Below are 26100 nucleotides of genomic sequence, written 5' to 3'. Positions count from 1 at the left end.
TGGTACTGCGTAAAAGTGGGAGAGTAGATAGCTGCCGTTTTAGAAGCGAAAGCGAAGTGAAGAGGAGTTAGTTCATTGAACTGACTCCTTTTTCTGTTTATAGGGCTTTATCGTCTGATAAATAATAATGCATTCGTGATGGGATTATCAAATAAGATATTTATCTTCGCTACTTAAATCTAAATACAGAAAAACATTTGAAATGAAAAGAAGAACGTTTCTTAAATCGTCACTATTCATGACTGCCGGCTTGGGGTTGGAAACCTATGCTAAAGAAGAAGTCATAGAAGAATGTCAGCAAACCCAAAAGCCGCATGTTATCTTGATAATGACTGACCAGCATCGCGGGGACGCATTGGGATGTATGGGTAATTCAGCAGTAATATCTCCTAATATTGATAGATTGGCAAAAGAGGGAACTCTTTTTGTGAATGGATATTCTTCTTCGCCGAGTAGTACGCCTGCCCGTGCCGGTTTGCTGACGGGTATGTCTCCCTGGCATCACGGTATGTTGGGATATGGTCGGGTTGCAGAAAAGTACACGTATGAAATGCCTCAGATGCTTCGTAACCTCGGATATTATACGTTCGGTGTGGGTAAAATGCACTGGTTCCCACAAAAGGCACTTCATGGTTTTCATGCAACGTTGATAGACGAGAGCGGACGTGTCGAATCCAAAGACTTCATCAGTGATTATCGGGAATGGTTCCAGCTCCATGCACCCGGAGAAAATCCGGATTTGACTGGTATAGGCTGGAATGCTCATGGAGCAGGTACCTATAAACTGCCGGAAAATCTACATCCGACTGCTTGGACCGGACAAACGGCTTGTGAGCTAATTAAGAATTATAATAGTGACAAGCCTCTTTTCCTCAAAGTCTCTTTTGCACGCCCTCATAGTCCTTATGATCCTCCTAAACGTTATTTGGATATGTATAAGGATGCCGATATTCCGAAGCCTTCAGTTGGCGATTGGTGTGGAAAATATGCAGAGCGCCTGGATCCGGAGAAAGCGGCTCCCGATGCCCCGTTTGGTAACTTCGGGGATGATTATGCCGTTAAGTCCCGCAGACATTATTATGCTAATATCACTTTTATAGATGACCAGATAGGAGAGGTTATAACAGCGTTGAAGAAAAAAGGAATGTACGACAATGCCATTATCTGTTTTACTGCCGATCATGGGGATATGCTTGGCGATCATTATCATTGGCGGAAAACATATCCTTACGAAGGTTCGGTCCATGTCCCTTATATAGTGAAATGGCCTGCCGGTATATCTAAAGAGGTGCCTGCCGGAGCAAAAATCGAACAACCTGTAGAACTTCGTGATTTTTTGCCTACCTTTATCGAGTTGGCAGGAGGGACTGTCCCTCCCGATATGGACGGCGTATCTTTGTTGAAACTGGTTCAGGGGCAACAAGGCGGATGGCGTAAGTATCTGGATATGGAACATGCAACTTGTTATAGTCCGGATAATTACTGGTGTGCATTGACCGATGGTAAGATCAAATACGTCTGGAACTTCCATACGGGAAAAGAACAGCTGTTTGATCTTCAAAAGGATCCGAAAGAGCTGGTGGAGTGTTCCGGTAAGCCTGCTTATGCAGCCCGGCTAAAAGAAATGCGCCAGGCGATGGTTGAGCATCTGGCTGAGCGCGGTGAAGATTTTGTAAAAGATGGAAAACTGGTTGTGCGGGAGACGACGATGCTTTATAGCCCTAATTTCCCTCAAACAATATGATTCGTATAAATTCTTTAAACTGTATGTGTTATGATGAGAAAATGGAAATTCCTGCTGGTTGGGGTAAGTTGTATAATGGGTACAGCTATGGCACAAAATAACCCTATATTGTTATTCCCGAAAGGTGCACCGGGCGAAACAACCAAGCTGATCGAAAAGGCTGACACTGACGGTGGTAAAACCGGAGGCGAAACCGTGCTTCGAATAACGAATGTAAGTGAACCGACAATTACCGTTTATCCGGCTCCGGATGAAGTGGCAACCGGTGCAGCTATGGTCGTATGTCCTGGTGGCGGATATAATATCCTGGCTTATGACCTGGAAGGCGACGAGGTTTGTGAGTGGTTGAATAATCTGGGTGTTACAGCAGTTCTTTTGAAATACCGTGTGCCTCGCCGGGAAGGACGGGCAAAGCATGAGGCTCCTCTTCAGGATGTGCAGCGCGCTATCGGATATGTTCGCGCCCATGCAGAAGAGATGAACCTGGATCCGCAGCGTATCGGTGTAATGGGATTCTCTGCCGGTGGACATCTTTCTGCGATGGCAAGTAATAATTTCGAAAAACGTACTTACCCGGCAGTGGATGCCGCCGATAAGGTTAGTTGCCGTCCTGATTTCTGTTTGTTGGTTTATCCGGCATATCTCGATGGAGAGAATTTCCAATTGGCTCCGGAAGTTAAAGTATCTTCTGCTACTCCTCCTACCATGCTGATTCAGGCGGAAGACGATAAATCATATATCAACAGCAGCCTTTTCTATTACTATGCGTTGAAAGAAGCTGGTGTTCCGGCATGGATGCATTTATATAGCAAAGGCGGACATGGTTACGGATTGAGAGATACCGGAGCTTCTGTCAATGAATGGCCGGACCGGGCCGAAGACTGGTTCCGTGAGATCGGCGTAATAGAATAAAAAAGCTAAAATAGAGTACAAAGATCCCCGATTTTTCGTATCTTTGTACTCACAAATCATGGGGATGACCGGTTTTGACAGCGGGTAGAAGTGGTTTGTAAGCATGTAGTGCGTGGTCGGCTTGCACTTTAATCTCAGACGGCGAACAATTAACTGGCGAAAACAATTACGCTCTCGCTGCTTAATCGAAGTATAGTAGATTCAAGCTTAATCCCTGCAAAAGTTGCGGGGACGTGACATCACCCGGATGCTGTGGCTCCGAAGCGTTCCGATCAGGTGGTGCAGCAATATCGGAGATAGTTTGAAGGAAGCCTCGGACTTCAAGCGAAAATTTAGAGGATAAGGTTCAAGTGGGTGGCTTCGGTCTTGCTTGTTCCCGACAATCGAAGGCGAAGATAAACATGTAGAAAGCAGATTAGTTCCTCGTTTGGACGAGAGTTCGAATCTCTCCATCTCCACAAAAAAAGGCTGATAGTTTGACTATCGGCCTTTTTTGTTTGATCACATTCAACTATACATTCCCTATTTTGTATCCGGTTTTGTTACCAGTTTGTTACCGGTGAGTTCTTTCCGGAAATAAACCATATCCACCAACTGCCTGCCTTCATCGAAGATCGGATGGTCGTAGTTGTCCGTAAAAAAGTTTTTGACACGGTGGGAATAGGTGAAACCGCAATCCTCATAGAAAGGGACAGTCAGTGGGCTGTCGCCTGTGCCGACGAACATTGTGTGTTGCCTGTCCCGGTAGTGTTCGAACAGGAACAGGACTAATCTTTTCCCGTATCCCTGTCTTTGATATTGCGGGTAAGTCGCAAGACTCTTGAGTTCGGAGATGCCATCACCTTCATCAGTGACGACACAAGTTGTTTTTAGGATATTCTTGTCGTAAAGTGCAAACATTTCTCCCCGTTCCAGGTAGCGGTCTATCATAGATTCCTGTTCGTCAGCCAGCAGCAAAAGATCCAGGAAGTCCTTTTTGCAGGAAATGATTTGTCGGATACTTATGCCTTCATCAGTGCTTTTCAATTCTATCTCTTTTAGTGAGAGATGCAGGATCGGGAACGGATTCCCACTTGGATCGGTTTCATCTCTGCCGATAATTTTAAATCCTCTGTTCAAGTAGAAAGATGTTGCCTTCTCGTTTTGCTCGTTGACGTCAACTTTGAAGATATGTTTGTCGTAAACAGCAAATTCGATTAGCTGTTTACCATATCCTTTTCCCTGTTCTTCGGGGTGTACGAAAAGCATTTCGATCAGTTCTTCACTTAATCCCATAAAAGCCGTTATCCGGTTTTGTTCGTTTCGGATGACGTATAATTCTACTGCCGGAATATACTCATTCCGGACCAGTGGCTTATAGAAAAGAATATCCTTTTCCGTTAGGAAATGATGCGTGCTGCGCACAGAGGCTTCCCACACTTCAGCCAATTCGTCTTTTAACTTTTCCGATTCATCAGGATTAATTGTTGACCAGTCTATTTTTACTTGCATGGATTTTGAATGATAAAGGGTTTCTATTGATGGAAAAACTCTTGAACTAAATGCCGGATGGCGACTACAGGATGATACAAAATCATCCTGGGACCAGCAAAACGCATCACCTCCTGCATCTTCTTCCGCATATCCGGTTTGTAGCAATGGACGGGACATATCCGGCATGTCGTTTTCTTTTCTCCGAAAGGACAACGTGCGAGCCGGGCATGAGCATATTGTAAAAGCTCTATGCAGTCCGGACATAATTCTCTGTGCCCCTCTTTCTGACGGCAATAGAGACGAATCATTTGCTCGACAATCTCTTGTTCTTGTCGGATGCGGGTCGATGGCATACTTCTAATTCTTTATTGATAGGATAAAGAACAATATTCGAATACGGCAGGTGCATTTTCATCCCCTTCGTGATAGAGTCCCGGACGGGCCACGCGGTCCCAGCGGATAAGGGAACGTATCGTTTCTTCCGATAAACCATGTTTGAGGCTATTCCAGCTCTTGCCGTCCTTGCTCCATGCGAACAGGAAGGGGAGGCCTTCTTTCACCTGCATACGGAGATGCAAGGCCGGGCTGGGAAGCGGCAAGTCTGCCAACTGCTGTTCTTTTCCATCGCGTATAACCTTTAGCTGTAAACGGTCGCCTATGCTTCCGAAAGCGAGATAACAACTATTGTCGCCATACATGGTGATCCCTTTCCAACTGCCGTTCTGGTTTGAGATACCCGTTTCCAGTATGTAATCGGAACTTGCCGGACGGAGGCAGAGGGCTTCACCACTCTTGGATTCCTCTTTCGGAAAACCGCTTAACTGTAACCTGCCTGCTTTTACTTCGGTTTTTACGTCGGCATACGGATAATTCCAGCTCCATTCCGGACGAAGGTTTGAACCGTTGAAATCGTCGAAGAAGTCGGCGACAGGTTCTTGTACGCAGTCCGTGAAAGGCATCGGCTGTACCAGGCTTGCATATTCTCCGGTTACGAAATGAGGCCAGTTGTCTTCTCCGAACCGTAGTTCCTGCAAATGGGGTTGACGTCCCTGATAGAAACCGCTGCCAGGCAAGTAAGCGTGGCAGAGATAGAACATCCGCCCGTCGGGAGTCGTCGTTATCGTGCCATGACCGATGGAAAGGATATCCCGGCTTCCGTGCAGAATCGGATTTCCCTCGTATTTTTCATACGGCCCTTCGAGTTTGCGGGAACGGGCGACTGCGACTGCATAATCACTGCCCGGACCGCAACAGCCGTTGATGGCATAGATCAGGTAATAATAGCCGTCTTTCTTGAACCATTGTTGTCCTTCCATTCCCTGTCTCTCGTCGTCACGAAGCAGGCTGAACGGTTTACCCGCTAACTTTAGTCCGTCCGGTGTCAGTTTACTGGCTAAAAGTTCGATGGGACGGTTATCCAGTCCGTATGCTTTCCAGGTGATGTACAGTTCCCCCTTGTCTTCCATTACAAAAGCGTCTATCGCTTCCTTCTCGAACTCCACAACCGGCCCGTAATCCTTGAATTTGCCGGTGGGAGAGTCGGCAACGGCTACTCCGATGTAGGAGGTGTTGTTCGATTTCATGCGCGCCGTATAATAGACGTAGACTTTCCCTTTGTAGTAGAACAATTCCGGAGCCCAGAACGACGACTTGGTCCATTCCGGCTGTTCCGTAAATATATGTCCGGTTTGTTTCCAGTTGACCAGGTCCGTAGAGGTGAAGACCGGGTAATAGGGCGCCCATTCGGAGGATGTTCCGGTTGCGTAATAGGTGTCGTTGATCCGTAGGATAGACGGGTCGGCTACATCTCCGTGGATGACGGGATTGGTGAAATACGTTTGCTGCTGCGCAACGCTTGTTCCTGTAAAAAGAACTGTGCCTAATAAGGCGATAAGAAGTTTGTTCATGGTCTGTTAAAACACTTTATTTGATTGGTCTAAAATTGATTGGTTACAAAACTAATGGATTAATCAGACCTGTCCAAAAATTTCCTTTACTTTTGCCTTGTAAAATGTTTAGATTGTAGAAACAGCATGGACAAACTTCACTCTTTTGCAGGTGCCGCCGCCCGAATCCCGTTGCCGGACAAGTTCACCTATCCGTTCCACTATACACCGCATCCCCTTTGTGTGATGGCGGCGGGAGAGGTGCAACGTTATCTCATGTCTGTCGATGTTTGGCAGGAGGAATTGCGGAAAGGAAAGATGTTCGGCGTTTTAGTTGTCCGGACAAGTAGGGGAGAGGTCGGTTTTCTTGCTGCTTTCTCAGGTATTTTGGCGGGAAAGAACCAGCATGCTTACTTTGTCCCTCCTGTCTACGACGTGCAGGAGCCGGGCGGATTCTTCGAGGTCGAAGAGGAACAAATCTCGGCTATCAATGAACGGATCAGACAATTGGAAGAGGACGCGCTGTATGCAGAATACAGGCAACGGTTGTCCGCAGAAACCCTTCTTGCCCGGCTGGAACAGGACGAGATGAAGAATCAGATGAAAGAAGCGAAGGAACAGCGGGAGCGACTGCGACAGGAACATCCGGACGATGCTACACTTGAAATCCTGACGCGCGAGAGCCAGTTTCAGAAAGCCGAACTGAAACGGCTGAAGCAGCATTGGAACACACGCCTTCTCTCCTTGCAAGCAGAAATAGAAGCTTTCGAAACAGAGATAGAACGGTTGCGGACAGAACGCAAAACCCGCTCGGCGGCCCTTCAGCAGCGTTTGTTCAAACAGTTTCAAATGCTGGATGCCTGTGGCAGGAAACGCGATTTGTGTGATATCTTTCAAGACACTGCCCAAAAGGTGCCCCCGGCCGGAGCGGGCGAATGTGCTGCGCCGAAACTTTTGCAATACGCCTATCGGAACAGCTTGCAGCCTGTAGCAATGGCGGAGTTTTGGTGGGGAGATTCTCCGAAGAACGAGATTCGCCGGCACGGTTATTATTATCCTGCCTGCAAAGGCAAATGCGAACCGATCCTGAGACATATGCTACAAGGGTTGCAAGTGGAGGATAATCCGCTGCAAAACGATTCCCATCGGGATACGGAGCTTGAGATTCTTTACGAAGATGAATGGCTGTTGGTCGTGAACAAACCTGCCGGGATGCTCTCGGTTCCGGGAAAACTGGATGTCGATTCCGTCTACCAACGCGTTCGAAGAATCTATCCGGAGGCGACCGGCCCAATGATTGTGCATCGGCTGGATATGGCAACTTCCGGCCTCTTGCTTATCGCCAAAACAAAAGAGGTACATCAAAACCTGCAGGCGCAATTCAAGAACCGGACGGTGAGGAAGCGTTACGTCGCCCTGCTTGACGGCCTTGTCAAGCGGAGAGAAGGTCTGATCGCCCTGCCTCTTCGTCCTGATCCGGAAGACCGTCCGCGGCAGGTTGTGGATGAAGTAAGCGGGAAGCCGGCTGTAACCTTGTTCGAAACGTTGATATGCGAGGCGCATCGATCCCGTGTATTGTTTTTCCCGCAGACCGGGCGTACCCATCAATTGCGTGTCCATGCCGCTCATCCCCTTGGACTGGATGCCCCGATTGTCGGCGACGAGTTGTATGGAAAGAAGGCTGAAAGGCTTTATCTGCATGCTGAATATCTGGCTTTCCGGCATCCGGTATCCGGCCGGATGATAGAAGTGGAGAAGCTGGCGGAATTCTAACTGTTTGTTGTTTGTGCCACTGGCTTGGCATAACAGTGCCATTAGCTTGGCACGGCTGTGCCATAAGGGTGGCATAACTGTGCCAAGCTGATGGCACAAGGATTACCAGTCGTAGCTGTCGTAATAACTATCGAACTCCCAGGGTTCGTTCACTCCATGTTTTTTGAGAATGTCTCTGACGATTTGCTGTTCGTCAGGAGACAAGGGACGTTCTCCTTTGCGTACACGGTAATAAGTCCTGCGCTTGAAAGAATATATCAGTCGGCCGACAATTTCTAACATTTGCTTGTGGGGCAATTTGTTTAGGATACCGATGAATCCCTTCGCAAGGCGGATTTTTTGGCAAGGACGATAGTAGCGGCATTCGCCTTCTATGGCGGCCAGATGTTTGAGGGAGATAAAACTCCAGTGGGTAACGCTGTCCGGCATGTTGATCTCCGCCTGGCGGCGGAGGCATGTGTCGGCTTTCGGACATTGTTGATTTAAGCATACCGAGTATCCCAGCGGTACTTCAGAGAAGTTCAGTTCTTCTTCCATGTCTTATGGGTTAACAGATTTGTTTAATTATTCTATATAAATCATTTTCTTCGTCATCCCTCCGTCAATCGTAATGTTTTCTCCGTTGATGAAGTCGTTCTCTTCCTGACAAAGGAATACGCACATGCGGGCAATGTCTTCCGGTTTTCCGACCCGTCCGGAAGGATGTTGGCTGTGGTCTTCCGGCCGAAGCTGTTCGTAGTCATGTGTTTGTATCCAGCCCGGTGCGATGGAATTGACGGTGATATGCCATTGGGCAAGCGAGAGCGAGAGGGCGTGTGTCAGTGAATAGATGCCGCCTTTGGATGCCGCATATCCTTCACTGCCGGGTTCGCTCATCAAGTAACGTGTAGAGCAGATGTTGACAATCCTGCCGAACGGATTGGGTGTCGTTTGTGACTGGCGATGGATGGCAAGCTGGCGGGAGGTGATGAAAACCGGACGCAGATTGACGGACAGGATGTGGTCGAAGTCGTCCACGCCGGTTTCCGTAATGGGAGAAAACTGGCTGATGCCTGCATTATTGATCAGGATGTCGATGTCTCCCCATTCCTGGAATATCTGCTGCATACAGTTTTCCAGTGCTTCTTTATCGCTGACATCAGCATGGAAAAAAGAGGTTCCGGTCTTTAATGCCGTATCCTTTCCCGCCGCCTCATTCCGGTCGCAGAACGCCACGCGGTGGCCGGCGGAGCGGAATGCTTTTACAATCGCTTTGCCGATCCCCTCGGCGCCTCCTGTCACAAAGACTCTTCTGGTTTTATGGATAGCCGCCGTCTTCTTGCTGCTGCTTGCACGTGTCCCGGCCGATTTGCGGGATTGTAGCTCTTCGTATTTCTTTTCCAAATAGTTGTCTGCCATGATGATGTCGTTTAAATAGAATAATCCTTCATCCATTTTTCGGCAGCAGCTAATGTTTCCGCTTTTCCTACGTCGAGCAAGCGAAGATTGTCGTTCGCATAAGCATGGATATTTGTTTTGGCACAGATGGACAGGTAGAAGTTGATGATAGAGAACTTCCCGGTCCATTCTTCCATCCAGTCGAATATTTTGGGCGACAAGACATGTATGCCGCTGAACGCATATTCGTTGTATTGATTCGGGTCGAAGTCCGGATAGAAAGATTTGACCTCACCTGTGTCACGGTTGCGCCAACCGCATAATTTATTTTCTTTATTGAAAAGCAGATAACGGGAAGTGTTGCGTTTACTGACCAGTAATGTCGCCAGCGGGTTCATCTCCAAATGATGGTTATAGAGTGCACGCAGGTCGATATTGGACATGATATCTACATTGTGTATCAGGAACGGCTCGTTTCCTTGCAGGAATGCGGCGGCGTGTTTGATTCCTCCGCCGGTATCGAGCAGGTAATCCCGTTCGTCGGATAGGTAGATCTGGACGCCGAAATTGTTGTTAGCCGCCAGAAAGTCGATGATCTGGTCACCCAGATGGTGTATGTTAATGGCGATTTGGTGGAAACCTGCGTCTTTTAATTTAAGAATCACATGTTCGAGCATTGGTTTTCCGTTGATGGGAATTAATGCTTTCGGGGTGTTGTCGGTCAGCGGTTTGAGACGTGTTCCCAAACCGGCGGCGAAAATCATAGCTTTCATAATGTAGCGTTAAAGAGTTGTTCAATATTTTGTTCTCTGTGCACAAGGTCTACCCGGACTCCGAACTTCGAGTGAATATGTTCGGCCATGTGCTGGGCCGAATAGACCGAACGATGCTGGCCGCCTGTGCAACCGAAACAGATCATCAGATTTGTGAATCCGCGGTCCATATAGCGTTTGACGGAGGCATCCACAATTTCGTAGGCATGTTCCAGGAACTTCGTGATCTCTCCGTCTTCTTCAAGGAAGCGGATGACTGGTTCGTCCAGCCCGGTGAAATGGTTATAACGTTCATACTTGCCGGGGTTGTTGATGGCGCGGCAGTCGAACACGAACCCGCCTCCATTGCCACTCGGATCGTTGGGTATGCCCTTTTTATAGGCAAAGCTGACGATCTTTACCTTGAGTGTATGCTTCTGTATGTCGTCGTAGAACTGGGACAAATTAGTCAATTCCCGGAGCACTGCGCATAAGTAGGGATATTCGGGATAATCTTCTTTTAGAAGTTGGCGGAGGTTATCGATTGCAAAAGGCACGCTTTGGATAAAGTGGGGCTTCTTCTCGAAATACCCCCGGAAACCGTAGGCGCCTAATACTTGCAAGGTTCTGAAAAGAACAAAATGACGCAACTGGCAGAAGAAATGCTTTTCGTCCACCTTTGTGTATTGCTGTAAGGCTTGCAGGTAATCAGCAATCAGCTCTTGTCGCAATTCGGCCGGATATTTTGCTTTTGCCTGCCAGAGAAAGGAGGCGACATCATAATAGATCGGTCCCTTGCGGCCTCCCTGGAAGTCGATAAACCAAGGCTCACCGTCTTTTACCATCACGTTGCGCGACTGGAAGTCCCGGTACATGAATGTCGGAGTGCAATCTTGCAGCAGAACAGCGCTCATCTTTTGGAAATCATCTTCCAAACGGTCTTCCTGGAACTCCATTCCGGTCGCTTTCAGGAAGCAATATTTGAAATAGTTCAAATCCCAGAGGATGGAACGTTTGTTGAATTCCGGTTGTGGATAACACTGGCTGAAATCGAAGTCTTCTGCTCCTTTAAACTGGAGAGCAGGCAGGAGCGTGATCGTTTTGTGCAGCAAGTCCCGTTCGGACTCGTCGAAGAAACAGCTTTTGCGTCCCTTCTCAATCGCGTTGAAAAGCAGTGTGTCACCTAAATCTTCCTGTAGGTAAAAGGACTGGTCTGAAGACCAGTTGTACACTTCGGGGACGGGAAGCCCTTCTTCCCTGAAATGTTTTGCCATATAAATAAAGGCTTTATTTTCGTCCGTTGAAGTGCCGCTTACACCTATCAGTGAGACAGGACCCGACAATCTGAAGTACCGGCGGTTGGAGCCGGAAGAAGATAGTTCGGTTATATCGGTTGGCTGCGAGCCGGTGTGTGCCTGGTAGAGTTGTTTTAATTCTTCCGTTATCATGTCTTTCTATTTTCGGCACTAAAGTAGTAAAACAATTGAAAATAAAGAGAGAATCCGGACAATAAAAAAGGGAGAAGCATCTGTTTCCAGCTCTTCTCCCCTTATTCAATAATCATTAATCCCTATTTACTTCAAATATCGAATCAAACTAATTTTCAATTCTCCATTTTCAATTTCCAATTAAAGAATGCCCTGTGCCATCATTGCTTTGGCAACTTTCATGAAGCCGGCTACGTTTGCACCTTTCACATAGTTTACGTAACCATCGTTTTGTTTGCCGTATTTTACGCATTGTGTGTGGATGCTTTCCATGATGCTCTGCAACTTCTGGTCCACTTCTTCGCTGCTCCAGCTCAGTTTCTGAGCATTCTGCGTCATTTCCAGACCGGAAACAGATACACCGCCGGCATTTGCTGCTTTACCCGGAGCATAAAGGATCTTAGCTTCCAGGAATGCATCGATTGCTTCCGGGGTTGAAGGCATATTTGCACCTTCTGATACAGCGAAACAGCCGTTGGCAAGCAATGTCTTTGCTTCTTCGCCGTTCAATTCGTTCTGGGTTGCACTCGGCATTGCAATATCGCATTTTTCTCCCCAGGGACGAGCGCCTGCTACATATTTACAGCCGTATTGTTCGGCATATTCACGGATACGTCCGCGGTAGAGGTTCTTTAATTCCATGATGTAGTCCAGCTTTGCACGGTCGATACCGTCCGGATCATAGATGTAACCGTCAGAGTCGGACATCGTCACCACTTTGGCGCCGAGGCTGATCAGCTTTTCTACTGTATATTGAGCCACATTACCGGAACCGGAAACGGCTACAACTTTACCTTTAATGTCGATACCTTTAGTCTTCAGCATCTGCAGCAGGAAGTAAACGTTACCGTAGCCTGTTGCTTCCGGACGGATCAGTGAACCGCCGAATTCGATGCCTTTTCCTGTGAATGTACCTGTATTTTCGCGAGCCAGCTTCTTGTACATGCCGTACATATAGGCAACTTCACGTCCGCCGACACCTATATCGCCTGCCGGAACATCGGTATCCGGACCGATGTGGCGCCACAATTCCAGTATGAACGCCTGGCAGAAACGCATTATTTCAGCATTTGATTTACCGCGCGGGCTGAAGTCTGAACCTCCTTTACCGCCACCCATCGGTAATGTTGTCAGTGAGTTTTTGAAAGTCTGCTCGAAGGCCAAGAACTTAAGAATTGACTGGTTTACGGAAGCATGGAAACGGATACCGCCTTTGTACGGGCCGATTGCATTGTTATGCTGGATACGGTATCCCATATTTACTTGGATCTGGCCTTTATCGTCTGTCCAGGTTACGCGGAAAGAGAAAATACGATCGGGGATACAAAGACGTTCGATCAGATTGCTCTTCTCGAATTCTGGATGCTCGTTATAAGCCTCTTCGATTGTTCCTAATACTTCTGAAACTGCCTGATGATACTCCGGTTCATTCGGGAATCTTCTCTTTAAGTTGTCTAAAACTTCACTTGCCTTCATAAGACTGATTTTCTTTAGAATGTTATACTTGTTATGTCATATTGTTAACCGCATGCCGTTTTTTCAACGACTTCGCAAAGGTAAGCTAAAAATTTACACAAACAAATATTTGAAAGAGAAAATGCGAAAAAAATATCATTTAGGTATTTTAATCGGGTAAAAGCAATCAAATGTTATTCGTTCTTACGTCTTCTGCTCTTATAGATAGGGACAAACACTATGATAGCCGATGCTACCAGGGCAAATACAATGTCGAATGTTATCTTTTCGCTGTATGCAAGCAGCATGTAGCAAAGAATACCCCATAAAAGCGTTATACATACAGCCTGACTATTTGTAATCTTTTTGCGTGCCATTGTTTACATTTGTTTAATTAGATGATACGAGTGAACCGAAATAAATGACGAGAGCCAGAAATACGGCGATGATGGCAAAAAGAACAATAATTTGCCTTTCGAGGGGAAGATGGCGGAGAAAAGGGATGTGGCGTGCCCATCCGGAAACATTTTTGATCTCGTCTCCTTGTTCGTTCTCGGAAGGTATCTCATAACCGCCTTCTTTCATGACTTCCAGTGCGCGGGGCACATCACTGTCGAGGATCTCCACCCTTGCACCGCCGACATCTACATAGCCTGCATATAGTTGGCTGGTAATTTCATTTCTTAAATAACACTCTATACCTTCCGAACGGAGTAGTGCCATCAGGGTTTGAGCGTCTGCCGGATAATTGAATCGGGCAATTTCAACTATTTTGTCTTCCATGATTAATCATCGTTTACTTGTTTGTTAAATGATTTGCAATTTCCGTTGCCTGGCGGATGCGGTCGGCCATGCCGATGCCGCCTTTGAGATTACCGGCCAGAATAAGGCCGGGATAGCTGGCTTCCAATTCGGCTATGGTAGCGAAACGGATGCCGCTGTTCTGTTCGTATTGGGGAATGGCGTGTTCGTGACGGAAGATACGGATCATATCCGGCCCGGCTTCTTCCGGAAACTTCAGCATAGCATGAAGTTCGTGCCTTATAAGAACTTCCAGCTCATCTTCCGGCCAGGTTGTCAGGTTGGCATGTTTTACGCCTCCGATGAAGAACGAGAACAGGGCTCCTCCTTCCGGAGCCCGTCCGGCAAAGCAGGCGGCAGGGAAAAGAATGCCGAGCACATCCTTTTTCTCACAGGAAGGAACCAAGCCTCCGAAGGCTTCAAACCGCAGTCCTCCGGTATTGCGGAAGCCGACGCTGGCCTGTACGACCGGCGCATAATGCAGGTTGCTGACCTGCTCCATTTTTTCTTTGGGGATGAATGGCAGAAGGCTTGGCAATGTGTAAGCTCCTGTGGTGGTGATTACTTTGTTGGCTATGAGCGTTTGCAGGCCCTCGGCTGTCGTGTAGGTGATTTGCCATTTGCCGGCAGACGGTCGAATGGTGACATCCGCAGCCGAAAGTGTGATGCGTGTGTGCCCGATAGCATCGGCCATTGCAGTTGTCAGGCGGTCCAGACCTCCGACGGCAGAGAATACTTTCTTGCTGGCCAGGAGGTCCCGTTTGGTCTTCGGCTGTCGGGCTTTGGCGATCGAGCCGCGTATAAAACTGCCGTATTCCTGTTCCAGGTTGTATAGCTTCGGAAGTGCATAACGGGTGACGAGTTTCAACGGGTCGCCGGCATACACGCCTGACAGGAACGGGTCGACTGCGTAGCGCAGGAAGGATTTGCCGAGGCGCCTCGCCGCCAGTTCGCCGACCGACTCATCGGGATTAGTCCCTTTGGCGCGAAACGGCTCGCCGAGGATGCGAAACTTGTCGCCAAGCGTAAACAACGGAGTCGTGACGGCGCTGAACAGTCCGGAAGGTAGTGCGTGAAACCTGTCTCCTTTCCAAATCAAGCGGCGTTTGGATTCTTCGCGGGCCGTTTCGAGTGTGCAGGCTGGTGCCAAGGCGGCAAACAATTCGGCCACTTCGGGATAAGAGACAACTCCTGTATTCGGTCCGCTCTCAAAGACGAAACCTTCTTCACGAAAGGTATGAATTTGTCCCCCTACGCGATCCGAACATTCCAGTATCTGCAGGTCTTTCCCTGCACGTGACAGCCAGAAGCCTGTTGTCAGCCCGGTCAGTCCGGCTCCGATGATTACTATGTCTGTATCCATTTATATCGGTTTAGAAAATGATTTATTTGTATCCAGCATCAGTTTGTCAAGTGAAGCCGCCACGTTACGGACAAACGGTTTGCCCTCGGGCGTTACCCATATTTGGTCGTTGTCGTATTCGATAATACCGTCGTCGGCAAATTCCTGTAAGCGGGCCTCATCATAGGCTGTCGCTTGCTTGATCTCTTCGATCGGGAAGGCCAGGCGTTCGGACAAATCCTCCCACTTGATATGGTAATTGCACATCAGCGCTTCGATAACTTCACGAGTGATCTGTTTTTCCCAGTTTAATTGATAGTATTTTACGGTAGGCAGGATACCGGCTTCGACTTTCTCGATGTATTCCATGATATCCTTTGTGTTTTGAGCATAGGCCGTTCCGAGCTGGCTGATACCCGACACGCCGAAGGCATACACTTGACCGGTCGTCTGACGGGTGCAGTATCCCTGGAAGTTACGGTGCAGCTGTCCTTTGGCGAGCGCCCGATAGAGATCGTCATCTCCTGTGACGAAGTGATCCATCCCGATCTGTTTATAGTCCGCCTCGAGGAAAATCTTACGGGCAGCTTCGAACATTCGGTTTTTTTCTTCTGCGGAAGGCAAGCCGGCTTTTTCCAACATCTTTTGGCGGTTGAATATCTGCGGAAGATGTGCGTAAGAGAAAGTGACGATACGGTCCGGCTGTAAGGATACAGCCTTTTCGATTGTCTCGGCAAAGCTCGCTTCCGTCTGGTAGGGCAATCCGTAGAGGAAGTCCATATTGATCCGTGCACCGCCCGAGCGAAGGGTTGCTATTGCCTTTTCTATCGGTATCAATGGAGCTTCGCGATGGACAGCTTTCAGGACTTTATTATTAAAATCCTGTATACCGATACTGACCCGGTTGAACCCGGCTTCTGTCAGTTTCATCCACGCGTTTTCTTCCATCCATCCCGGGTGACATTCAATTGCGATTTCCGGATTGTCGATTGTGTCGAACGGTGCCAACAGATGCCTGTTCAAGCTTTCCAGTTCGTAAGCCGGAATTATATTGGGGGTTCCTCCTCCGTAGTGAATTTGCGATATCTTGCGCTTTGGGTTTAGTAGGGGGATAATGATATCCATCTCTTTATGCAAAGCAGCGATATAACGATCTATGATTTCCGGTTCGGGACAAGCTATTGAATTGCATCCGCAATAATGGCACAACTTCAAACAAAATGGAATATGGATATAAAAGGATATTGCCTCGGGCTTTTGGCTGTTAGACTGCCAGATCGCTTTTATATAATCCTTCTGATTGGTCTTGTCTTTGAAATAATTCGCTGGAGGATAGCTTGTATATCGTGGGACCGGTACATTATATTTATCAATAATCTCTTGTTTCATATCGTATTTTTTTCGTTTTTAAAAACCGTTACTATGTAAATGAGTGAAATCAGGGCGATGCTTGCTTCAAAGAAGAAGAGCCCGTGATAACCTGTATGATCGGCTATTTTCCCGCTAAGAATCGCCATCAGCATACCACTAAGATGTGTGATAACTGTCTGGATCGTGAAATCTGTCCCTTCGCGTCCGGGGCGTACACAGTCCATTGCGGTGGTATAGACCACTATCGTCGCCATCCCGTAGCTTCCCCAGAGAAGAATGATCCCGCCGTAGAGTAATGCGGTCGTAGGATGCACATACGACAGCCCGAGAAAATAGAGCGTTGCCGCAAGCACGAACACGGCGAATAAGATGCGTGCACGGAACCGGCCGATCCGGCGTACGATCATCCCACCGGCGAAAGATGCGAGAAAGCCGGCAAACGTTCCGACCAACCCACTCATCACCCCGATCTCTTTCATGTCGTAGCCCAGATCGACAAGCCAGGGCTTCAGCATAGCTAACGTCCCGATCAGCCCCGAATAGTAGAGGAACAGGAAACCGATCTGTTTCCAGATGCTCCGGCGGGTAAAGAAGTAGAATACATCCGCTTTTTTAGCACGTTCATGGCTATCTTTCGGCTCGATCCGGATGCCTTTATTAAAGACAAGTGGCAGGAGGGCGACGACAACGAACAGTGCCAGGCAGGGTAACAGGCTGTTCCATCCAATCTGTTTGAAAAGCAGTAGCAGCACACCGCCTCCGAGCATCGAGCCACCGAAACTCCCCATCGACTGCATACTGTTGACCATGCTTTTATCTTGTTTGCTGAACGAAAGCACCGCTAATGCATCGGTTGCAATATCCTGTGTCGCAGAGGCGATAAACGAGATGATGATCAGGCCCACGATCGTGTAAAAATCTGTATGAAAATCGAGGAAAGCGACGGCAAAGATCAATGCGGCGTAGATTAACTCGGAAGAAAATATCCATCGCTTATAATCTCCAGTGGTCAGTGCATGGCGATCGACCATCGGCGACCAGAGGAACTTCAATATCCAGGGCAGCTTGATCAGTTGCAAGAGCCCGATGGCCGATAACGAAAAGTTTTCCTGGCGCATCATCACCGGGATGACGGTCGAAAAGAAGCTCATCGGGATCGTCTGCGCGATGTAGAGGCAGAAAAAGGTCGCGAGGTTGTATGTTTTATCTTTCTGTATCATCAATTATTTTGTTTATCGTTTTCCGGACTTCCGGAAAATGTCAAAAATGCTTTTTGAGGCTTTCGGGAAGTTCCGACGTCTTAAAAAATGCTTTTTTGAGCTTTCGGAAAGTTCCGACGTCTCAGAAAATGATTTTTTGCATTGTCGGGAAGTTCCGAAGCCTTCAAAAATGATTTTTTGAGCTTTCGGAAAATTCCGACGTCTCAGAAAATGATTTTTTGCATTGTCGGGAAGTTCCGACATCTTCAAAAATGATTTTTTGGCTTTCGGAAAGTTCCGACGTCTCCAAAAATCATTTTCCGGCTTTTCGGAACTTTCCGAAAATTTTAAAAACTCAATTGGATATTGCCTCCGATCGTGAACGGCCGCCCTTTTTGTGCCAGGCCATTGCCGGCGCTTTCAAAATAGTAGGCCACATAATCGGCATTGGTAATATTCTTCGCCCAGATTGCAAAGGTAATAAAATCTTTGGTAGCAGATACTTTCGCATTCAACAGTCCGTAATAAGATTGCGACACCTTGTTGTCTTCTTTCCACAGGATGCGCCCTGTTCCGGTATAGCCGGCACTGACAGTGAAGCGGTCGATATGCGTGCAAGGATGTGGGATCGTGTAGTCGGCGCCTGCGGCAAACGTGTGGCGGGGCACCATCGGAAGGAAATTGCCGGCATAGTCGATGCCTTTCCTGTTGTCTTTATAATCCTTGAAGGTGGCATGCGTGAAGCCGTAGTTGACCTGCACCATCAGCCCGTTCACCGGGTTTCCTTGCAAGCTGACTTCTATGCCTTTGCTTTCGCTTCGCCCGGCATTGCGGAGGAATTGTCCGGTTTGCGTGGCGAGCATCTGATAAATCTGCTGGTTTTTCCAGTCGATCCAGAAGAAACAGAACTCGGCGTTGAGGCGGTTGTCGAGGAACGGGTGTTTGGCGCCCAACTCGTAGTTCCAACTCGTCTCGGGCTTGAAGCTGCGGTCCTCCTCTCGATCGAATGAGGTGTTGAAGCCGCCTGTTTTATAGCCTTTTGTCGCGGTGGCGTAGATCATTCCGGTGGATGGGAACATATATTGCAGGGCGATCTTTGGCGTCACTTGGCTGAACTTGAGCTTGTTGTCGAAAGCGTCCATCTGCTGGCTGCCACCGTCTGCCTCTTTATAGAAAAGGTAATCGTTGGAGGCGTGTTCGTAATCGTAGCGGAGTCCGAAGGTGAGCGAGAGGCCACGCGTCAGCAAATCATCTATCGTCGATTGGTGATAGAAGGCGACGCCATAAGTGGGAGTGTCGTATAACTTGCGTGTCGTATAGCCTTTGTTGAAATAATCGAGAATTACTGTGTTGTCGATGCCTTGCCAGAATCCGAAGGCGCCGAAAAGCCATTTATAGCGGCCGGTAGTGGTCGATTTGATGTTTAATTCTTCGGAAACCATCTTCTGCTTCATATCCTGGCGGGCGAAATAGATGCTTCGGGGCGAGAAATCCTGGTCGATGCCCTGGTGGTCCGAGAGATATTGGAAGGCTGTACGGCTGTTGATGCTGTAGCCCGCGCCTTGATAGTCGGCCGAAAATCCGGTGGTGGAGAGTGTCCGCTTGTAGAAGCTGTAATCGTTATAATTCACGTCGCCGGGGCGGTGTGTCACCGAGTCGCAGACGGCGTAGGGGTAGCCTCCCTGGTTCGAGCGGTCGAACGAACTCATCAGTCCGAGCGAGAGCCGCGTGTTGGGTTTCCATTCCAGGCGGATGCGGGCGGAACCGGCTTTCGAGTCGTCCGCTTTCTTGTCGGTATAGAGGTTGGTGAAGTATCCGTCACTGTTAGTGTAATTGCCCGAGATGGCATACCCGAATTTCTCGCCGATTTTATTGTAATGGGAGAGGGAATAGTCGCGATAACCATAGGTCCCGTTGGAAAGCCACAGGTTTGTCCCTTCATATTTCAGGGGAGATTTGGTGTAGACGTTGATGATGCCGCCCATCGTGTTGCGCCCGTAGAGTGTTCCTTGCGGACCGCGCAACACTTCTATCCTGTCTACTTCGGCAAAGTCGAAATCGAATGCTGATTTCTCGAAGTAGGGGATTCCGTCGACGTAGAGGCCGACCGACGGCGAGTTGATCTTCGAACCGATTCCGCGGATGTAGACGGGCGACGTCAATTTCGATCCGTAATCGGGCATGAAGAGGTTCGGGATGAAGGAACTGAACTCTTTGATCCCCGTAATGTTACGGTTCTGTATGGCTGTACCTGTAACGGCAGTGGCCGAGAGGGGTTCGAGCCGGAGGTCGCGTTGCTGCTTGAAGGATTGAACGACGATCTCGTTCAATTCCACGTTCCGTATCTTCGACGTGTCTTTCTCTATTTCTTCTCCTTTTGCCGTATGGGAGAGAAAGAAGAAAACCGGGAGGAAATATAATAGTTTCATGTTTTATCTCTTAAAATGCTACCGTTATTTCGCCGCCGATCTGGAAAGGTTTGCCTTTCTGGATGAACGAACGGTTGAATGACTCGAAATAGAACGCTTGGTAGTCTGTGTTAGTGATGTTCCTGCTCCACAGGTTCAGGTTTACGATCCCTTTGCGGACTCCGACTTTGGCATTCAGCAGACCGTAGAAGGGCTGGCTGATATCGTTCTTTTCCGTCCAGAATATCTTGCCGGCTCCGGTGAATTGGGCGGAGGCGGTGAACTGGTCGATCGGCTTATTATGCAACAACTTCGTGTATTGCACTCCTAAGCTGACCGTATGGCGTGGGGTGTAAGGTATATAATTGTCCTTACAGTCTGTTTCGACTATCTGGCCTTGTTCATTTTTGTCGGTGAAGACGTAATCGCGGAACGAGGCATGTGTAAAGCCATAGTTGAGGTCGGCCGTCAGCCCTTCAGTGATCCGGCTTCGCAGGCTCACTTCCACACCGTAGCTGTTTGCCTTCCCTCCGTTGGTGATCAGGCGGCCGCTGCCGTTTTCGGCGAACGAAGTCAGTTGGATGTCGCGGATATCCATATAAAAAAGGGTCAGTTCGCTGCTGAGGCGGCCTTTGATCAGTTCGCTGCGGATACCGGCTTCGTAGTTCCAACTGTGCTCGGGTTTGTAGGAGGCAACGTCTTTCACGTCGCCCGGCTTTTTGGCTCCGTCGGGCATGAATTTCGACTGGAGTTCATATTGCGCTTCCGCCTGGACGAGGTCGCCGAACATTTGGACATTGTATCCTCCGGTCTTGTAGCCCTTGGCAACCGAAACGTAGGTGAATGTCCCCGGTGTGCACTGGTAGCGTAGTGACACTTTTGGTAACACCTGGAGGAAATCTTGCGAGATGTTGCCATCCATCACCGTGTTGACGGGAAGCGTCATGTTCATCGGGCCCATTTGTACGCCGATCTTCATGCTGTCGACAGCCGAATGGTAAGTTAGTTCCGCCTTTTCGTAATCCAGTCGGATGCCGGCGGTGATGGAGAGGCCGTCTATAAACAAATTATTGTAAGTCGATTGGTGGAACGCTGCAAATCCGTGTGTCGGTGTGTCGAAGTTTCCGGGAAAATAGATCTGGTTCGATTCGTCGCCCAAGACTGTTAGCTTCGGCGCTTTCGGATTATTGGCCAGCATGTCGTCGAATGCTTTTTGCAGGATGCCGCTGAGCCCGTCCTTTTTGAAGACGACGGGGCCGTCGGTGTTCAGGCTGTTGTAGAAGCCGTATGCACCGAAGCTCCACTGGTAATTACTTTTGGTGTTGGACTTAATTGCCAGTTCTTCGCTCCAAGCGTATTGCTTTTGTTTCTGGTTGAGGGTGAAAATGGAGAGTTCCGTGTAATCCTGGTCCATCTTCATGTCGTCTTTCAGATATTGGTAGGCGGTGGTGGAAGAGAGGGTAAACTGGTCTGTCTTCCATTCCAGGTACAGGCTGTTGTTGAGTGTTCGCCGCCAGTAGGAGCTTGGGTCGTTGATGCGGATCGGCTGTACGGCTCCGGTTGCCGGATCGTATTGACCGTATGGGAAGGCTTTCTGGGTGACATAATCGTAATTGAACGTGTATTGGGCCATGAGCTTGTCCGTTATGCGCCAGTCCAGCTTGAATCGTCCGCCGGCCGACTCCTCTTTGTCTGCTTTACTGTTGTCGTATTCGTTGATGAAGAAACCGTCGTTCCGGTCATAATAACCGTTGACTGAAATACCGACGTTTTCGCTGAGTTTGCTGTATTGGGAAACCTTTGCTTTAGCTGTTCCGTAATTACCCATCGACATGGATATCTTCGTTCCTTGATAGGTGAAGGGCGAGAGGGTATAGATGTTGACGATTCCTCCCATTGCATTACGCCCGTAAAGAGTTCCCTGCGGACCACGGAGGATTTCGATGCGTTGGATGTCATTCAGCTCGAAGTCGAAAGCGCTTTTGTCCAGGTAGGGGACGTTGTCAACATAAAGTCCGATAGATTGCCCACTGCTTCGTGCCCCGATTCCGCGGATATAGATGGCTGAAGTCATTTTTGACCCATAATCCGGCATGTACAAGTTGGGGACAAATGCACTGATGTCCTTCAGTGCATCTATCTGACGAGCAGCTATCGCCTGGGGTGAAAGAATGGAAACTGCTCCGGGAAGCAAGCGCAGCTCGTTCGTCTCCTTCGTCGATGAGGTGATCACCACTTCGTCGATATTGTAAGTTTTAATCGTGTCGTTAATATTAACATGCTCTGCCTTTAATGTTTGCAGGCCGATCAGTGAGCTCGCAACAAGAGCATAGAGGTAGCGTTTGTTCATCGTGTTGTTGTAAACTATTAGTATTTTACGCTTACAAAGGAACGAGAAAGATTCAAGGCTGTCAATCACTATATGTAGTGATTTTTAACTTTCAATTCTCAGCTTTCAACTTTAAAGTTCGATTTCGTCGCCCGAGATAATGCCGTTCATGATGGCGTAGAAAGTGAGTCCGGAAACTGTTTTGATACCGAGTTTGGTAGTGATGTTTTTGCGATGGGTGAGAACGGTGTTAAGGCTGATGTTCAGTTTGTCGGCGATTTCTTTGTTTGTGCTGCCTTTGACGATCAACTGGAGAACGTCTGTTTCACGGATAGACAGGTCTTTATTGTTTTCGCCGGGATAGCAGCTGCTGTCTCCTGCAAATAGTTGTTCCAACTGCTCGATGATGATTTCCTTCGGAGCTTTGATTGTGATATGGTTTGTGGTTGACAAGCCGCCCTCTCCTTCTGTTCCGTCTATTAATACCATTGTCTTACTGCGTCGGGGCAGAAAGAAGTCTGCATTCAGTACAAACAGGGTAGAATTGGTGAAATAGTAGTCAAATGTGTCGTTCCCCGAAGTCGACAAGGCTTCGAATGTGGGATAATGGCTGATTTCTACCGGTGGAAAATAGTCGATCAGCATACTTTGCAGTCCCGTGCTTTGCAGTGTGTCGGACAGTATGATTGCTATTTGCTTGTTGTGGTGCATCCGGTCGAATTTGTTAAATACACAGCTTCTCCATTGCAGAAACCATAGGAGTCAGTATCCGGTAACGGATGCGGTTGTGTTGTTTGATGTCTTTTTCCAAACTGCTGACAGCAAATATGACGGCGTAACATAAGTTCTCATTATAATCGCCGGATAAATGCTTGATCATAATGCTTTTCAAATCGGCCAGCAGTGCTTCTATCGGATCTTCCAGCCGTTGTTCGGAACCCAGGTGAAGAGCTTCGACTTGTCCGGATGATTGATAGTTTTTCAACTGTTCGCTTAATGATAAACAATAGGGGAACCAAACCTGTTCGTCCTTCTCTATCCGTGAAGTCAGTTCCTCTTTGAATGAAGAGAAAAACTTCCCGATCAGGTTAAGCGTATTATTTCCCGGTGTACTCATGGAAATGAATGAACCGAGATGCCTTTCTATATTCGGGATTTGATAACGTTGGTAATATTGATTGGTTTTAGTCAGGTAATCGATGATCTGTGAAGTATGGAATGTTTGTAACTTCTTTTCAGGGAAATATTCTTCATTGAGAAACGTATTGATCACCGTCAACAGGAAGTCGGTATCCAGCTGATATTCTTCACAAATTGCTTTGACCGATTTGTCGCCTAATCCCAGACGGATTCCAAACCGGTTGATCACAGGAATGAGTGAGGGGTGCTCTTCCACCACCTCACTCATTTGCATATTAGGATATACTAATGGCATATTATGCTTCTTCCCACTGTTTACGTAATAATTCAACTGCGGCAGGAACCAAAACATTCCGGTCACCCTGACATCCGCATTCGAAACTTACATATTTATCATAACCTAACATTTTCAAACCTCTGAAGCCGTTTACATAATTATCTGCATCTCCGTCTTCACCTGGCATGCTGCGGCGTTTACGGCTGGCAATGTGTACATGTTGCAGGTAATCGCCTGCAGAAAGGAATGCGCCCATGTCGCTTGTCTCTTCCCATGTCATATGCCAGAAGTCACCCATGCAGCGTACGCCCGGATTGTTGATGTCGCGGCAGATAGAAGCGGCATCTGCTACCTGACGAAGGTAGAATGCTTCTTTTCTGTTAAGCGGTTCAAAGATTACTGTCGTACCGTGCTCCTTAGCGAAGTTGCCCATTTCATTGAACTGTTCGCATAAGAAATCGCGTGTTTCCTGCGTATGAGGCATTACCGGAGACTGCGAATTGAATGCCGGAACGATAATTACACCGACGGAACCAAGCTCTCCTGCGGGAGCAATGATTTCCTTCATGGTGTCCATGCATTTTTTGCTTTTTTCCGGATCGCTTGATAGGATGAAACCATCGAAACCTGCACAGATCGCACTCACTTTGATATTGCGTCCGTTCAAAGCATCCTTGATTTCCTTCACCCGGTCTTTCAGTCCACGTCCGCCCGGTTCGAAACCTACAACACCCAACTTTTCCATCAGGTCCAGTTTCTGATTTAGGTTTTCACCCGGCGCAATACCTTCCTGGAAGGATATTTTCAACTCGGCTTTGCTATTGCAACAAGCTTTCTTGTCGGTCGGACAACCTTCAGCAGAAGCCCCTTTGCCACCACAGGCAGCAAGAGCTGAACTACCGGCTGCAACAGCCGCACCTGCCAGAGTCGTTCTTAAAAAGTTTCTTCTGTTCAGTGCCATATGTTATTTTTTCTTTTCGTCACGAGGTTTACCCGGTACCGGAACTGTAAATCCACTCATGTCCATCTTACCCAGATTCAGGTCTTTTGGAGTATAGTCCAGAGGAGATGCAGTCATCGCTTCCCATGTTGTTTCCATCCCACTGTATGCTGATTCACGTCCCATGATGGCAGCCATGTTGGCCACTGCTGTTTCGGAAGCTTGTTCGATTTTCTTGCCGCCACGAATACAGTTGATCCAGTTTACGTGTTCCAATACATATGGATTCTGCTGTTTTGTGTTTGCTTTTTCAGCTTCGGAATCATATTTCCAAACAACATTGCCGGCATTGTCTTTGATTACTGTTTCACCGTTAGCTGTTGACCAAGTACCTTTTGTTCCCTGGATAAATTCGCTGACGTTGTTTACGCAACCGTCGATCTGGCGACACATACTGTGCATATGGATACCATTCTCCATCGTGAAGTCAATGCTGAAGTTGTCATACTGGTCACCCGTGATACGGCGTTGACGAGAACCGAAACCTACAGCCTTAACCGGTTTCAAACCGCTGAACCATGTAAATACATCAATGTTATGTACATGCTGTTCTACGATATGGTCACCGGATAACCATTTCCAGTTAACCCAGTCTTTGATCATATATTCGCAATCGTTCCAGTCTTTCTGACGTTCGCGGAACCAAAGCATATTCTGATTCCAGTAAACAACACCGCCGGTAATTTCACCGATAGCGCCTTCCATGATTTTCTTATAAGATTCAACATAGCTGCGTTGGTGATGACGTTGTGTACCTGTTACGACACACAGGTTCTTGGCCTGGGCTTGTTTAGCCGTAGCCATAATTGTACGGTAACCTACGGGGTCTACACAAATCGGTTTTTCCAGGAAGCAATGTTTGCCTTTTTCAACTGCGTATTGGAAATGAACCGGACGGAAAACCGGAGGAGTTGCTACGATAACTACGTCTACACCGCTATCGATCAATTGTTTGTAAGCATCTAAGCCAACGAAGCGTTTGTCGGCAGGAATATCACATCCTTTTGCTTTCAATTTATCAGCCAACCCGTCTACACGTTCTTTAAAAGTATCAGCCAAAGCAACGATTGTTACGCCGTTTGCTGCTTCCAGGAAGTTTTCAGCAGCGCCGGAACCACGTCCGCCGCAACCGATAACACCGGCTTTCAGTTCTTTACCGTCTGTTGCCAAGTCAGGCAATTCGGGGATATAATATGTTCCGGGTTCTTTCAGCGGTTTGTTGGCTGCTGCACTTTCGCTACCGCCACCGGCACATGAGGTTAATACACTCGCACTACCTGTACCGATAGCACCCAGTGCACCGGCCATAGCTGTACTTTTCAAAAAAGATCTTCTGCTAATACTGTTTTCTCGCTTCATGATATAGTAAATTAT

Annotated in this window: 22 protein-coding genes, 1 other RNA gene and 1 pseudogene; 4 read left to right on the top strand and 20 right to left on the bottom strand. The window is 48.0% G+C overall.

What is annotated here, in order from left to right; all coding sequences use genetic code 11:
• Positions 1–238 precede the first annotated feature (238 nt).
• The 3 genes from DWU89_RS10640 to ssrA all read left to right on the top strand — a co-directional run bounded on the left by DWU89_RS10640 (position 239) and on the right by ssrA (position 3117).
• Positions 239–1744 carry an arylsulfatase gene (locus DWU89_RS10640; RefSeq protein WP_392391927.1) on the top strand — a complete coding sequence of 502 codons (1506 nt, stop codon included), beginning with the start codon at positions 239–241 and terminating at the stop codon, positions 1742–1744.
• Positions 1745–1774: 30 nt separating this feature from the next.
• Positions 1775–2656, top strand: a complete 882-nt coding sequence (locus DWU89_RS10635) for an alpha/beta hydrolase (RefSeq protein ID WP_115499623.1) — start codon at positions 1775–1777, stop codon at positions 2654–2656.
• A 60-nt stretch (positions 2657–2716) separates the two neighbouring features.
• Positions 2717–3117: a transfer-messenger RNA gene (ssrA, locus tag DWU89_RS10630) on the top strand.
• Positions 3118–3178: 61 nt separating this feature from the next.
• On the opposite strand, the gene DWU89_RS21065 is transcribed toward ssrA, so the two are convergent.
• The 4 genes and pseudogenes from DWU89_RS21065 to DWU89_RS10615 all read right to left on the bottom strand — a co-directional run bounded on the left by DWU89_RS21065 (position 3179) and on the right by DWU89_RS10615 (position 6036).
• Positions 3179–3661 carry a GNAT family N-acetyltransferase gene (locus tag DWU89_RS21065; RefSeq protein WP_244205890.1) on the bottom strand — a complete coding sequence of 161 codons (483 nt, stop codon included), beginning with the start codon at positions 3659–3661 and terminating at the stop codon, positions 3179–3181.
• A 93-nt stretch (positions 3662–3754) separates the two neighbouring features.
• A pseudogene (locus DWU89_RS21330) lies at positions 3755–4147 on the bottom strand (GNAT family N-acetyltransferase); the annotation flags it as partial.
• A gap of 23 nt (positions 4148–4170) precedes the next feature.
• On the bottom strand, positions 4171–4482 hold the full coding sequence (locus DWU89_RS10620) for a nitrous oxide-stimulated promoter family protein (RefSeq protein ID WP_115499621.1): 312 nt from the start codon (positions 4480–4482) through the stop codon (positions 4171–4173).
• A gap of 12 nt (positions 4483–4494) precedes the next feature.
• Positions 4495–6036: a family 43 glycosylhydrolase gene (locus DWU89_RS10615; protein ID WP_115499620.1), complete on the bottom strand. Its 1542-nt coding sequence runs from the start codon at positions 6034–6036 to the stop codon at positions 4495–4497.
• 126 nt (positions 6037–6162) lie between these two features.
• On the opposite strand from DWU89_RS10615, the gene DWU89_RS10610 reads away from it, so the two are divergent.
• The gene (locus DWU89_RS10610; RefSeq protein WP_115499619.1) at positions 6163–7788 is read left to right on the top strand and encodes an RluA family pseudouridine synthase; all 1626 of its coding nucleotides are present in this window, start codon (positions 6163–6165) and stop codon (positions 7786–7788) included.
• A gap of 102 nt (positions 7789–7890) precedes the next feature.
• On the opposite strand, the gene DWU89_RS10605 is transcribed toward DWU89_RS10610, so the two are convergent.
• The 16 genes from DWU89_RS10605 to DWU89_RS10525 all read right to left on the bottom strand — a co-directional run bounded on the left by DWU89_RS10605 (position 7891) and on the right by DWU89_RS10525 (position 26085).
• Positions 7891–8325: a DUF6078 family protein gene (locus DWU89_RS10605; protein WP_115499618.1), complete on the bottom strand. Its 435-nt coding sequence runs from the start codon at positions 8323–8325 to the stop codon at positions 7891–7893.
• A gap of 27 nt (positions 8326–8352) precedes the next feature.
• On the bottom strand, positions 8353–9186 hold the full coding sequence (locus DWU89_RS10600; protein ID WP_115499628.1) for an SDR family NAD(P)-dependent oxidoreductase: 834 nt from the start codon (positions 9184–9186) through the stop codon (positions 8353–8355).
• A gap of 11 nt (positions 9187–9197) precedes the next feature.
• Positions 9198–9938 (bottom strand): nucleotidyltransferase family protein, encoded by a 741-nt coding sequence (locus tag DWU89_RS10595; protein ID WP_115499617.1) that lies wholly within the window; start codon positions 9936–9938, stop codon positions 9198–9200.
• Positions 9935–11365, bottom strand: coding sequence for a RapZ C-terminal domain-containing protein (locus DWU89_RS10590; RefSeq protein WP_115499616.1), 1431 nt, complete (start codon positions 11363–11365; stop codon positions 9935–9937). The genes DWU89_RS10595 and DWU89_RS10590 overlap by 4 nt, the downstream gene beginning before the upstream one ends.
• 180 nt (positions 11366–11545) lie before the next feature.
• The gene (locus DWU89_RS10585; RefSeq protein WP_115499615.1) at positions 11546–12880 is read right to left on the bottom strand and encodes an NADP-specific glutamate dehydrogenase; all 1335 of its coding nucleotides are present in this window, start codon (positions 12878–12880) and stop codon (positions 11546–11548) included.
• A 173-nt stretch (positions 12881–13053) separates the two neighbouring features.
• Entirely contained in the window at positions 13054–13236 is a 183-nt protein-coding gene (locus DWU89_RS10580; RefSeq protein WP_115499614.1) for a hypothetical protein, read from the bottom strand.
• Positions 13237–13249: 13 nt separating this feature from the next.
• Entirely contained in the window at positions 13250–13642 is a 393-nt protein-coding gene (locus tag DWU89_RS10575) for a putative signal transducing protein (protein ID WP_115499613.1), read from the bottom strand.
• Positions 13643–13655: 13 nt separating this feature from the next.
• Positions 13656–15023 carry a protoporphyrinogen oxidase gene (gene hemG / locus DWU89_RS10570; RefSeq protein WP_115499612.1) on the bottom strand — a complete coding sequence of 456 codons (1368 nt, stop codon included), beginning with the start codon at positions 15021–15023 and terminating at the stop codon, positions 13656–13658.
• Positions 15024–16391 carry an oxygen-independent coproporphyrinogen III oxidase gene (gene hemN, locus DWU89_RS10565; protein ID WP_115499611.1) on the bottom strand — a complete coding sequence of 456 codons (1368 nt, stop codon included), beginning with the start codon at positions 16389–16391 and terminating at the stop codon, positions 15024–15026.
• Complete coding sequence (locus DWU89_RS10560) at positions 16388–17593, bottom strand: MFS transporter (protein ID WP_115499610.1); 1206 nt, start codon at positions 17591–17593, stop codon at positions 16388–16390. Before DWU89_RS10560 ends, hemN begins: the two co-directional genes overlap by 4 nt.
• Positions 17594–17919: 326 nt before the next feature.
• The gene (locus DWU89_RS10550; RefSeq protein WP_115499608.1) at positions 17920–20001 is read right to left on the bottom strand and encodes a TonB-dependent receptor; all 2082 of its coding nucleotides are present in this window, start codon (positions 19999–20001) and stop codon (positions 17920–17922) included.
• Between the two features lie 10 nt (positions 20002–20011).
• Entirely contained in the window at positions 20012–22330 is a 2319-nt protein-coding gene (locus tag DWU89_RS10545) for a TonB-dependent receptor (RefSeq protein ID WP_115499607.1), read from the bottom strand.
• A gap of 111 nt (positions 22331–22441) precedes the next feature.
• Positions 22442–23020: a response regulator transcription factor gene (locus DWU89_RS10540; protein WP_115499606.1), complete on the bottom strand. Its 579-nt coding sequence runs from the start codon at positions 23018–23020 to the stop codon at positions 22442–22444.
• Positions 23021–23033: 13 nt separating this feature from the next.
• Positions 23034–23723 carry a helix-turn-helix transcriptional regulator gene (locus DWU89_RS10535; RefSeq protein ID WP_187574930.1) on the bottom strand — a complete coding sequence of 230 codons (690 nt, stop codon included), beginning with the start codon at positions 23721–23723 and terminating at the stop codon, positions 23034–23036.
• 22 nt (positions 23724–23745) lie between these two features.
• Positions 23746–24687: a sugar phosphate isomerase/epimerase family protein gene (locus DWU89_RS10530; protein WP_115499604.1), complete on the bottom strand. Its 942-nt coding sequence runs from the start codon at positions 24685–24687 to the stop codon at positions 23746–23748.
• Positions 24688–24690: 3 nt separating this feature from the next.
• Positions 24691–26085, bottom strand: coding sequence for a Gfo/Idh/MocA family oxidoreductase (locus DWU89_RS10525; protein ID WP_115499603.1), 1395 nt, complete (start codon positions 26083–26085; stop codon positions 24691–24693).
• Positions 26086–26100 lie beyond the last annotated feature (15 nt).

Source organism: Parabacteroides acidifaciens (assembly GCF_003363715.1).
Lineage (GTDB): Bacteria > Bacteroidota > Bacteroidia > Bacteroidales > Tannerellaceae > Parabacteroides > Parabacteroides acidifaciens.
Note: the sequence above shows the minus strand (reverse complement) of the source record. Positions and strands in the feature narration are given on the sequence as shown.

Excerpts from the sequence above, each read along its gene's own strand:
- DWU89_RS10640 (WP_392391927.1), top strand. The coding sequence starts at position 239 with ATGACTGCCGGCTTGGGGTTGGAAACCTATGCTAAAGAAGAAGTCATA.
- DWU89_RS10635 (WP_115499623.1), top strand. The coding sequence starts at position 1,775 with ATGATGAGAAAATGGAAATTCCTGCTGGTTGGGGTAAGTTGTATAATG.
- DWU89_RS10620 (WP_115499621.1), bottom strand. The coding sequence starts at position 4,482 with ATGCCATCGACCCGCATCCGACAAGAACAAGAGATTGTCGAGCAAATG.
- DWU89_RS10615 (WP_115499620.1), bottom strand. The coding sequence starts at position 6,036 with ATGAACAAACTTCTTATCGCCTTATTAGGCACAGTTCTTTTTACAGGA.
- DWU89_RS10610 (WP_115499619.1), top strand. The coding sequence starts at position 6,163 with ATGGACAAACTTCACTCTTTTGCAGGTGCCGCCGCCCGAATCCCGTTG.
- DWU89_RS10605 (WP_115499618.1), bottom strand. The coding sequence starts at position 8,325 with ATGGAAGAAGAACTGAACTTCTCTGAAGTACCGCTGGGATACTCGGTA.
- DWU89_RS10600 (WP_115499628.1), bottom strand. The coding sequence starts at position 9,186 with ATGGCAGACAACTATTTGGAAAAGAAATACGAAGAGCTACAATCCCGC.
- DWU89_RS10595 (WP_115499617.1), bottom strand. The coding sequence starts at position 9,938 with ATGAAAGCTATGATTTTCGCCGCCGGTTTGGGAACACGTCTCAAACCG.
- DWU89_RS10590 (WP_115499616.1), bottom strand. The coding sequence starts at position 11,365 with ATGATAACGGAAGAATTAAAACAACTCTACCAGGCACACACCGGCTCG.
- DWU89_RS10585 (WP_115499615.1), bottom strand. The coding sequence starts at position 12,880 with ATGAAGGCAAGTGAAGTTTTAGACAACTTAAAGAGAAGATTCCCGAAT.
- DWU89_RS10580 (WP_115499614.1), bottom strand. The coding sequence starts at position 13,236 with ATGGCACGCAAAAAGATTACAAATAGTCAGGCTGTATGTATAACGCTT.
- DWU89_RS10575 (WP_115499613.1), bottom strand. The coding sequence starts at position 13,642 with ATGGAAGACAAAATAGTTGAAATTGCCCGATTCAATTATCCGGCAGAC.
- hemG (WP_115499612.1), bottom strand. The coding sequence starts at position 15,023 with ATGGATACAGACATAGTAATCATCGGAGCCGGACTGACCGGGCTGACA.
- hemN (WP_115499611.1), bottom strand. The coding sequence starts at position 16,391 with ATGAAACAAGAGATTATTGATAAATATAATGTACCGGTCCCACGATAT.
- DWU89_RS10560 (WP_115499610.1), bottom strand. The coding sequence starts at position 17,593 with ATGATACAGAAAGATAAAACATACAACCTCGCGACCTTTTTCTGCCTC.
- DWU89_RS10550 (WP_115499608.1), bottom strand. The coding sequence starts at position 20,001 with ATGAAACTATTATATTTCCTCCCGGTTTTCTTCTTTCTCTCCCATACG.
- DWU89_RS10545 (WP_115499607.1), bottom strand. The coding sequence starts at position 22,330 with ATGAACAAACGCTACCTCTATGCTCTTGTTGCGAGCTCACTGATCGGC.
- DWU89_RS10540 (WP_115499606.1), bottom strand. The coding sequence starts at position 23,020 with ATGCACCACAACAAGCAAATAGCAATCATACTGTCCGACACACTGCAA.
- DWU89_RS10535 (WP_187574930.1), bottom strand. The coding sequence starts at position 23,723 with ATGCAAATGAGTGAGGTGGTGGAAGAGCACCCCTCACTCATTCCTGTG.
- DWU89_RS10530 (WP_115499604.1), bottom strand. The coding sequence starts at position 24,687 with ATGGCACTGAACAGAAGAAACTTTTTAAGAACGACTCTGGCAGGTGCG.
- DWU89_RS10525 (WP_115499603.1), bottom strand. The coding sequence starts at position 26,085 with ATGAAGCGAGAAAACAGTATTAGCAGAAGATCTTTTTTGAAAAGTACA.